Origin of the sequence: Planosporangium mesophilum (assembly GCF_016863255.1) — a bacterium.
GTDB lineage: Bacteria > Actinomycetota > Actinomycetes > Mycobacteriales > Micromonosporaceae > Planosporangium > Planosporangium mesophilum.
In genome coordinates, this window is the sequence record NZ_BOON01000074.1 from 26,552 (window position 1) to 35,459 (window position 8,908).

Here is an 8,908-nt window from a genome sequence, read left to right on the forward strand (position 1 = left end):
GTCGGTGCGGTCAGGCCGCGGTCGCTGCCAGCGCCTGCGCCTTCGCGATGGCCCGCACCCGCCGGGCGTTGCGGATGCCGTCCCAGGTGAACACGGCGAGCGCGGTCCAGACCAGGGCGAACCCGGCGAGCTGGGCCGGGGGCAGGGGCTCGTGGTACACCAGCACGCCGCAGCCGAGCTGCAGCGTCGGGGTGAGGTACTGGAGCAGCCCCAGGCCGGACAGCGGGATCCGGTTGGCGGCCCCGGCGAACAGCAGCAGCGGGATGGCGGTGACCGCGCCGGCGAGGACCATCAGGGTGGTGTGGAGCGTGGACACCTGCCCGAAGGTCGACCGGTGCTGGCCGCCCAGCCAGCCCAGGTAGGCCAGGGCCGGCCCGGTGAGCGCCAGCGACTCCACGAACAGGCCCTCCACGGCCGGCAGCGCCAGGCTCTTCTTGATCAGGCCGTACAGGGCGAAGGTGACCGCGAGCGACAGCGCGATCCACGGCAGCCGGCCGTAGTCGACCGTGAGGACGGCCACCGCGACCGTGCCGATGGCGAGCGCGACCCACTGGGTCGGGCGCAGCCGCTCCCGGAGTACGGCGACGCCGAGCAGCACGGTCACGAGCGGGTTGATGTAGTACCCGAGCGACGTCTCCACCACGTGACCGGAGTTGACGCCGTAGATGTACATCCACCAGTTGACGCCGATGATCACGCTGGCCAGGCAGGCGCCGGCGAGGGTACGGGGCCGGTGGGCCAGGTCCTTGAGGAACCGCCGGTTGCGCATCGCCAGCAGCAGGACCGCCACGAAGGCGGCGGACCAGACGATCCGGTGCGCCAGGATCTCGATCGGGCCGGACGGCGTGAGCTGCTTCCAGTAGAGCGGGAAGAAACCCCAGACGATGTACGCGGCGAACCCGAACACGTAACCACGGCGCAGTTGACTCACGCGCCGACGTTAGCGGTAAGAGGCGGGGCCCCTTACCGCTAGTGACCGCTGGGTGGCCGGCGTTACTTGTCGTCGCCGTCCGGGACGACGAGGTTGAGGACCCAGCTGATGACGCTCACCAGCAGGGCGCCGAGCACCGCCGTCGGCCAGAACTTGTCGACGTGGAACGGCAGGCCCAGCTGGCCCGCGATCCAGCTCGTGAGCAGGAACAACAGACCGTTGACCACGAGGGCGACCAGCCCGAGCGTCAGCACGTACGCCCAGCACCCGAGCACCTTGACGACCGGGCGCAGGATGGCGTTGACCAGACCGAAGATCGCGGCCACCAGCAGCAGGGTGCCGATCTTCTTGACCGTGTCGGCCTCGGTGATCGCGATGCCCTTGAGGACGAGCGTCGATATCCACAACGCCACGGCACTCACGACGAGCCGGATGAGGATGCCCATGGCGGTGATGGTCGCATGCCCGCGCCACCGTTGGGGTCTCGGCCCGATCTCGTTTCTCGACGGGTATCGGCGGACCTCGTCCGGCGGCTCAGCGGGTGATGGTACCGATGAGCTGTTGCTCGATCGGGGTCGGTGACAGCAGGGTCCAGCGCAGCGTGCGCCGGCCCACCACGATGCCGACCATGTCGGCCCGTACCCGCGGCAGGTTGGCGAGCTGGAAGAGGCCGAGCGCGTACCCCGCGATCTCGGCCTCGGGCGCGGACAGCGGCGACAGCAGCACCAGGTCGGCACGGGCCAGGACGTCCATGTCGTGCGAGGCCAACTCGTCGCGTACCACCATGGTGGCGCGCCAGGCGGACTCCACCACCGGGATCGCCATGGCGCCGACCGGCCCGACGTCCACGATGATCAACTGCGGCTGCAGCGGGGTCGGTGGGGTGAGGTCGAGAGGCCGGTTGGGCGCGGCGATGGTCAGCTCGTTACCGGAGCCACCGATGCCGCGGTCGAACGGCTCCCACATCTGCGGCCGACCGGTCTGGACGATCACCTGGGCGCCCAGCGCCAGCGCCCGCAGTGCGACGAGCTGCGCGTACCGCACGCCGCCGAACAGCCCGACCCGGGTCGGCTCCGGCCGGAACAGCCGGACGGTGATCGGTTCACTATGCCGGTTGACGCCCATCATCAGGCCGGCGCCGCCGGTCGGCAGCTCCATGGCCGCGAGGGTCTGTGTCGTCGCCCGCATGCCGGCGTCCCCGACCAGCGCCGCGCCGGCCGACCGGTCCAGCACGTCGACCAGCCCGGCCGCGCCGGGGTCGGCGGCGCCGCCCAGCGGAAGCGTCGCGGCGAGCCCGGCGAGCTGGGTGCCGTCGAGCCGCTCCGCCCGCGCGCCGGCCGCACCCAGCAGGCGCTGCAGGGCGGTCAGCGCCGCCGCCTGGCTCTGCGGGCCGGGGGAGACGAGCCGGACCACCAGCTCGACCCGTACCTGATCGGCGTCGAGGCGCTCGGCGGCCAGCGACACGGTCGTACCGGCTCCGGGCAGCGTGAGCACGCGGGTGACCAGGGTCCGGCCGAGGTCGCCCGTGACGTCGGGCCAGCGGCGCAGCCGGAAGCTGACCTGGCGCAGGGCGCCCACGCCGACCGTGGACCAGTCCTCCTGGAGGCCGCTCACCCCGTCGAGGTGGGCCAGCTCTCCCAGTACCCGCAGCGCCGCGTCGGCGTTGAGGGCACGGCAGGGGAGCTCGTCACGCTCCAGCCGGCGGCGCGCCCGCCGGACCGCACTGGACAGTGCCCGGCGCAGCTCCGTCTCGCCGAACCCGCCCGAGCGGCGTACGTGGATGGCCAGGAACGACCGCTGCAGCGCGAGCACCCGGCCGTCGGTGAGCTGGCGGTACGAGGTCGCCGTCGCGCCCGACCCGCCGCGCACGGTGGGCGCCGGAATACCGGCGACGAGCAGTTGGAGCCTGATCTGAGGCTGGTCGGCGCTGGCCGGAGGCAGCAGCTCGGCCGGTGACGGTGCCAGCGGTGCGGTGTCCGCGAGCAGCGCGCTCGGGTCGCCGAGTTCGAGGACGGCGGTCAGGCCGTACGCGTCCTCGATGACGCCCACGGCGGCCGAGTCCACGTCCACGCTGCCCATGATCGCGGCGGGCCGCAGCAGTTCGAGCAGACCGGTCGGGTCGCCGCCGGGCAAGCTACGCCGGCGTCCCAGATACCGCGAGCCGAGGGCCAGCCACTCGTACGCCCAGTGCCCCTTGAACCGTCCGAACGCGACCACCATGACGAACAGGGCCACCGGCACCGCGACGAGCAGCCACACCGCGCCACCGCGTACGGCGGCGAGCAGGACGACCGCCGCGAACTCCGCCGACACCCACTGCCCGCTCCGCAGCCCGAACAGCGTGCCGCGCTGCCGGATGCGTTTCGGTTCCGGGTTGCGGCCGCCACCATCGCCGCCTCCGGATGCCTGGATACGGCTACCGCTCCGTCCGACCGGCTCGCTGTCGGCCGGTACGCGGTCGCCGCCCCAGCCGGTCTGACCCGCGTGCGCCTGCTGCCCGGCATCGGGCGCGTGACCTGGCACGCCAGCCTGCCACGCCGTCGGCTGTCCCATCGACACCGCCGCGACCTCCCGCCAACTCTCCCGGGCGCCTATCGTAGGGCGCGACCGCCCATCGTGCGGGGGCGAGTCCGTACGGGGAGGGTCGATGCCATCGCGCCAGGATCAGTTGCACTCCTACCAGTTCTCGGTGCAGCGTGTCGTCGCGGCCCTGGTCATGCGGGAAACCGATCCCGCCCAGTCGCCGTTTCGACGGGTCGCCGGTGCCACCATGGCGGGTGCGATCGTGGCCGCGCTCGCACTCGCGGGCGCCGCGGTCTACGGGCTGTTGGCCGGGGGCGCCGGTAACTGGCGCACCGAGGGCCAGGTCATCATCGAGAAGGAGTCCGGCACCCGGTACGTCTTCTACAAGGGCGACCGTAAGCTCCATCCGGTCATCAACTACGCATCCGCGCTGCTGATCGCCGACGGCGCGCAGCCGAACGTGGTGACCTGGTCACAGGCGGCGCTCGACAAGGCCGAGCGCGGGGCTCCGATGGGGATCGCCGGCGCGCCGGACTCGCTGCCCATCGGCAAACGCCTCGTCAAGACGGCGTGGACGCTGTGCTCGCAGAGCCCGTCGGACAGCGCCGACACCTCCGACACCGGCAAACCGCTGTCGGTGCTGCTGGTCGGCGGCTCTGTCGGCGATGGGCAGTCACTGGTACCGGTCGGTGTGCCGGGCGACCCCACCGGCCTGTTGGTGTCCACCCCGGACGGGAAGCGCTACCTCGTGTACAACAACCGGCGCTTCCAGGTCGTGCAGCCCAACCAGGTACTGGCCGCGTTCGGGTGGAGCGCGACGACGCCGATGGTGGTCTCGCCGGCCCTGATCAACGCGCTCCCGGCCGGCCCCGACCTGAAGCCGCTGCCGATCCCGCGGCGGGGCGAGCGGTCGCCCGCGTTGCCGGGGGCCCGGATCGGGCAGGTGTACCAGCTCAACGCGGGTAGCACCCAGTACTCGGTCATGCTCGCCGATGGACTGGCCGCCATTACGCCGGCGCAGGCCAACCTGCTCATGACCGATCCGGAGACGCCGGACGGAGGCAAGGCCACCAACCTGCAGCCGGCCGAATACGACGGGGTCCAGCGCTCCAAGGCCGGGCTGACGGCCGAGCCGCCGTTCGCGGTGAAGCCCCAGCTAGCCTCAGGGAACAGCTCGGTCTGTGTGTCCATCCGGGACGCCAAGGGCGTCGACAGGGTGGTCGTCGACGCGAAGCTGTCGGATCTGATCAACGCCTCGGTCACGCCGGCGCGTACGACCAGCGGTGCGGTCCTGGCCGACCGGGTCGTCGTCCCGCCGGGGCGCGGTGCCCTGGTGGAATCGGCCGCCTCCCCCGGCGCGACGAACGGTGCGTTGAGCATCGTCACCGATCGCGGCATCCGGTACCCGCTGTCCAGTCGTGACCTGGTGGCGAAGCTCGGTTACGGCGACATCACCCCGGTGCCGATGCCCGCTGAACTGGTGGCTCTGCTCCCGTCAGGGCCGGTGTTGGATCCGGTGGCCGCCCGGCAAAGTGCGGCATCGTGAAAAACACAGAGCGAAGTGTCCAAAGTGCCGGGAGTTATCCACAAAGTTCGAAGTGGGGACTGGCGAGGATTTGAACCGGCCCGCTACCGTCATGGCGACAGACATGCCCGACCTAGTGGCTGAACGAGAAACGGGGTGAATTCGGTTGTCAGAGCAGACGCGGTCAGAAGCTGCGGTAATGGCGCAGACCGCCAACAAGTTCCGATCGACCAACCAGGATCTGGCCGGTATGCTCACGCGGCTCATGAGCGAGCTTGAGAGCCTGCGTGCTGGCTGGCAGGGCCAGGGTGCCCAGGCCTTCGACAACGCCCGGGTGCACTGGGGCGAAGACGTCAAAAAGTTGCACCAGGCGCTGGACGAGACGGCGGGCGCGATCGAGAAGGCTGGGAACTTCTACTCCTCGTCGGACGCCGAATCCGCTAACCGCATGAACGCCTTCCAGGGCGGTTCATCCGTGAAACTGCCGCTGTAGGGAAGGGGAGGATCAAACAATGAGTGGTCAGCTACTCGTCAACTTCGGCCAGCTGCAGGCGGCTGCCGGGCACATCGACCAGGCGATCAGCGCCCTGCACACCCAGCTTGACGACCTGGAATCGGCGGCGAAGCCACTGGTCTCCACCTGGGAGGGCGGCGCGCAGCAGGCGTACCAGCAGCGTCAGCAGCAGTGGACGACCGCTGCCCAGGACCTGACGCAGATCCTGCAGAACATCAAGAAGGCTCTGCAGGAGTCCACCCAGGAGTACATCCAGACCGAGAAGACCAACGCGAACCTCTTCTCGTGAGCTGACATACGACAAAGGGCGGCCCGGTCATCGATGACCGGGCCGCCCTTTGTCGTATGTCAGCCAGGCGCCTCTGTACCGCGCGTCGCGGCGACAGAGCCGTTGCTCAGCCGGTACCGGGTCGCCAGCGGCGCTGGCGCCCTCGCGGCACCACGATCGCGACAAGTACGACGAGCAGGGCGAGGCCCCCGACGCCACCGGCGAGCGACAGCGCGATGATGCGGTTACGCTCTGCCGCCGCGGCGGCCGCTTCGGCAGCCGGGTCGCTCTCGATCCCGGGAATCCCGGAGAGCCTCGCCGGCGCGGAGCTGTCCGCGATCAGGCCGGTAACCGCCCGGTACGGGCTGACGATGCCCCGGCCGTACTCCTGCACGCCGCCCGGCGCGGGGTCCGCGGTGGCCATCAGCCGGGTGGCGACCTGGCGGGCGGAGATGTTGGGCCCGTACTTCTGGATCACGAGTGCCGCCGCCGCCGAGACGAACGGCGTCGCCATGCTCGTACCGTCCATCAGCTGGTAGCCGTCACCCGGTACGGCGACCTCGACCCGGCCGCCCGGAGCCGTCAGGTCCACATATGTACCTGTCTGGGACTTCGGGAACCGGACGCCGGACTCGTCGAGCGCGCCCACCCCGATGACACCGTCGTACGCGGCCGGGTAGGACGTCGGGTCCCTGCCGTTGTCGTTGTGGCCGTTGCCGGCGGCCGCCACCACCACGATGTTGTTGGCGACCGCCTCGGCGATGGCGGTGCGAACCTCCGGGCGGTCCTCGGTCAGTACCAGCGACAAGTTGATGACCTGCGCCCGGCGCGCAATCGCCTGCCGGATCCCGTTCGCGAGATCGGCCGGCTCGCCCCGGCCGGACGAGCTGTCGATGCGTTCGCTGGCCCGGATCGGCAGGATCCTGACGCCGGGAGCGAGCCCGCGGAAGGGCCTGCCCTGGACCGGCTGGCCGGCGATGATGCTGGCGACCGCGGTGCCGTGGCCGACGCAGTCCTCCTGGCCGTTGGTCGCCCCGAAGGCGTCCCATCCCGGCAGTACCCGTCCGCGTAGCTGCGGATGCCGCACGTCGACACCGGAGTCCACGACCGCGACGGTGACGCCCTCCCCGGTGGCGCCTAGTTCGGCCAGCCGGTCGAAGCTCCAGCGCTGCTGCGCCCATGGCTGCGCGTTGAGGCCGGGCTGCGCCTGCGTCGGCGTACTGGTGCAGGCCGCCGCGGCCGGCCCCGGTGCGAACGGCACCAGGCACAGGGTGGCGAGAGCCGTCGCGGCCAGACCAGCCGCGGCCCGCCGCGCCCGGCGCCGAGGTGCCGGCACGGCGTCGTCGTACTCAGGCCTGTGCATGGTGCGCTGTCGCATGAGGCCCCCCGCTAGTGCCGGATCCACCCGCGCCCGTCCGCCCAGGATGCTATGCGGCACACGCCAGCAGTCAAAACGCCGAATCGGAGAAATGCGTGGATCGGCGGTCCACAGGAGACGGCCGTAGCCGGATGCCCACCCGGCGTGGTCGGAAGATACGAGTCTGGATGCGCTCTCGCGGGACTTGCCCGTACCCGGTATAACTTCTTCCACCGGGACCTGCGGCGGCCCAGACATGGCATGTGGTCTGTTGCCGGTCCTGCTGTGTTTCCCGATGCCTTGTAAGTTAGGTTCGCAGCGCGACGGTCCGAGACCGAAAAGGGGGGTGGCCGTGAGTGAGTGGGAGCCGGCCACCGAGGCGGAGGCCGCGATGCGGGACGCCCTTCGCGCCGGGGACCAGGAGCACTACTTCCGGCTTCTGGCCCGCACGGAGCTGATCCTGCCGGTCGATGCCGACACGCTCGCCGGCCGCGCCCCGGTGGGCTGGGGCACCTGGACCACCAATTCGCGTACGCACGTGCTCGCCTTCACCTCGGCCGCGGCGCTCGAGGCGTGCCTGGCCGAGCACGCCGGTACGTACCGCAGGGTGGCGTTCCGCGAACTGGCCACGACGTGGCCCGACACCGAGTGGTGGCTCGCCGTCAACCCGGGCCTGCCGATCGAGGGGTACCTGCCGCCGTGGTTCGTGGCCCAGATCAGTCGCGGTGACGTGCGGTTGCCCGGCCGTACCCTCGGTGCCCGGGCCCGCATGGAGCAGACAACGGCGACGGGCTCGCGTGCGCCGGGTGCCGTGCCTCCTTCGCAGCCGCCGACGGGTCGGGGCGGCGGGCTGCTGTCGGCCGGAGGCCCGGCTGGCCAGGGCAGCGGGCTTTCGCGCCGTGCCGAGCTGCTGAGTCGGCACGGTTTCCAACCCCCGGGGACGGTGCCTAACGGCGCTCCGAACACCGCGCCGTCACAGCCGGCCGCCGTGCCTCCGAGCGCGGCGCCTCCGAGCGCCGTGCCCTCGAACGGGGCGCCCTCGGGCGGTGCGCCGGCCAACGGCGCCGCCACGCGGGGTGGGTCGGCGGAGCGCACCCCGGCCACCGGTACGCCGTTCGGCCCGGCGCCGATCAGTTCCGCGCCGACGACTCCCGGGCCGATCAGCGGTGCGCCGGTGAGCCCCGTGTCGCCGCCGGGCGCCGCGCCGACCGGTCCGGTCCAGCCGCCGATGGCCCCGCCCACGACCGGTCCGGTCCAGCCGCCGATGGCCCCGCCCACGACCGCCGCGCCGCCGACCGATGCGACCCCGAACGGCGCGCCGGCCGGACCGCCCGCCCACGGCGGAACAGATCAGCCGGGCCTGCCCCGCCGACGGGTGAGCGCGTTCGTACCGATGTCCAGTTACGCGCCATCTGAGAATCTGGCCGACGACCGCACCTCGGCCGCCGATCTCTTCGCCCCGCCGCCGCGCCATGGACGATCCGATACGCCGGTACGCGAGCCCGAAGCGCCGGTGCGCGAGCCCGGCCCGTCGATGCCGGACGCCCCGCCGCCCGAGCGGTCAGCCCCGCCCACCACCGAGCCGCTGGACGCGCGGCCGCTGGATGCCCGGGCGCTGGACACGCGGCCGTTGGACGCCTCGCCGCAACCGGGCCTCGCGCCACCACAGTCGCCGAGCGCCGCGCCGCCGTCGGTCAGCCCAGCGCCGCCGAGCGCCGCGCCGCCGTCGGTCAGCCCAGCGCCGGTCAGCCCAGCGCCGCCGAGCGCCGCGCCGCCGTCGGTCAGCCCAG

8 protein-coding genes are annotated in these 8,908 nt (G+C 71.9%); 4 read left to right on the forward strand and 4 right to left on the reverse strand.

The features are described 5' to 3' along the window. Positions 1-10: 10 nt before the first annotated feature. The 3 genes from rarD to Pme01_RS29560 all read right to left on the reverse strand — a co-directional run bounded on the left by rarD (position 11) and on the right by Pme01_RS29560 (position 3,454). Positions 11-931 carry an EamA family transporter RarD gene (rarD, locus tag Pme01_RS29550; protein WP_168113514.1) on the reverse strand — a complete coding sequence of 307 codons (921 nt, stop codon included), beginning with the start codon at positions 929-931 and terminating at the stop codon, positions 11-13. Between the two features lie 62 nt (positions 932-993). Next, positions 994-1,377, reverse strand: coding sequence for a phage holin family protein (locus Pme01_RS29555; RefSeq protein WP_168113513.1), 384 nt, complete (start codon positions 1,375-1,377; stop codon positions 994-996). 88 nt (positions 1,378-1,465) lie between these two features. Continuing rightward, positions 1,466-3,454, reverse strand: coding sequence for a type VII secretion protein EccE (locus Pme01_RS29560; RefSeq protein ID WP_168113512.1), 1,989 nt, complete (start codon positions 3,452-3,454; stop codon positions 1,466-1,468). A 124-nt stretch (positions 3,455-3,578) separates the two neighbouring features. Between Pme01_RS29560 and eccB the strand changes: the two genes are divergently transcribed. From eccB to Pme01_RS29575, 3 genes are all read left to right on the forward strand, one after another. Beyond that, positions 3,579-5,000, forward strand: coding sequence for a type VII secretion protein EccB (gene eccB, locus Pme01_RS29565; protein ID WP_168113511.1), 1,422 nt, complete (start codon positions 3,579-3,581; stop codon positions 4,998-5,000). A gap of 145 nt (positions 5,001-5,145) precedes the next feature. Next, entirely contained in the window at positions 5,146-5,472 is a 327-nt protein-coding gene (locus tag Pme01_RS29570) for a WXG100 family type VII secretion target (RefSeq protein WP_275408588.1), read from the forward strand. Positions 5,473-5,491: 19 nt separating this feature from the next. Further along, positions 5,492-5,782: a WXG100 family type VII secretion target gene (locus tag Pme01_RS29575; protein WP_168113509.1), complete on the forward strand. Its 291-nt coding sequence runs from the start codon at positions 5,492-5,494 to the stop codon at positions 5,780-5,782. A 106-nt stretch (positions 5,783-5,888) separates the two neighbouring features. Here Pme01_RS29575 and mycP read toward each other — a convergent pair whose 3' ends face one another. Continuing rightward, the gene (mycP, locus tag Pme01_RS29580) at positions 5,889-7,124 is read right to left on the reverse strand and encodes a type VII secretion-associated serine protease mycosin (RefSeq protein WP_168113508.1); all 1,236 of its coding nucleotides are present in this window, start codon (positions 7,122-7,124) and stop codon (positions 5,889-5,891) included. A gap of 346 nt (positions 7,125-7,470) precedes the next feature. Between mycP and Pme01_RS31300 the strand changes: the two genes are divergently transcribed. Next, positions 7,471-8,908, forward strand: a 1,438-nt coding sequence (locus tag Pme01_RS31300; RefSeq protein ID WP_239088537.1) for an SseB family protein, incomplete at its 3' end; no start/stop codon positions are given.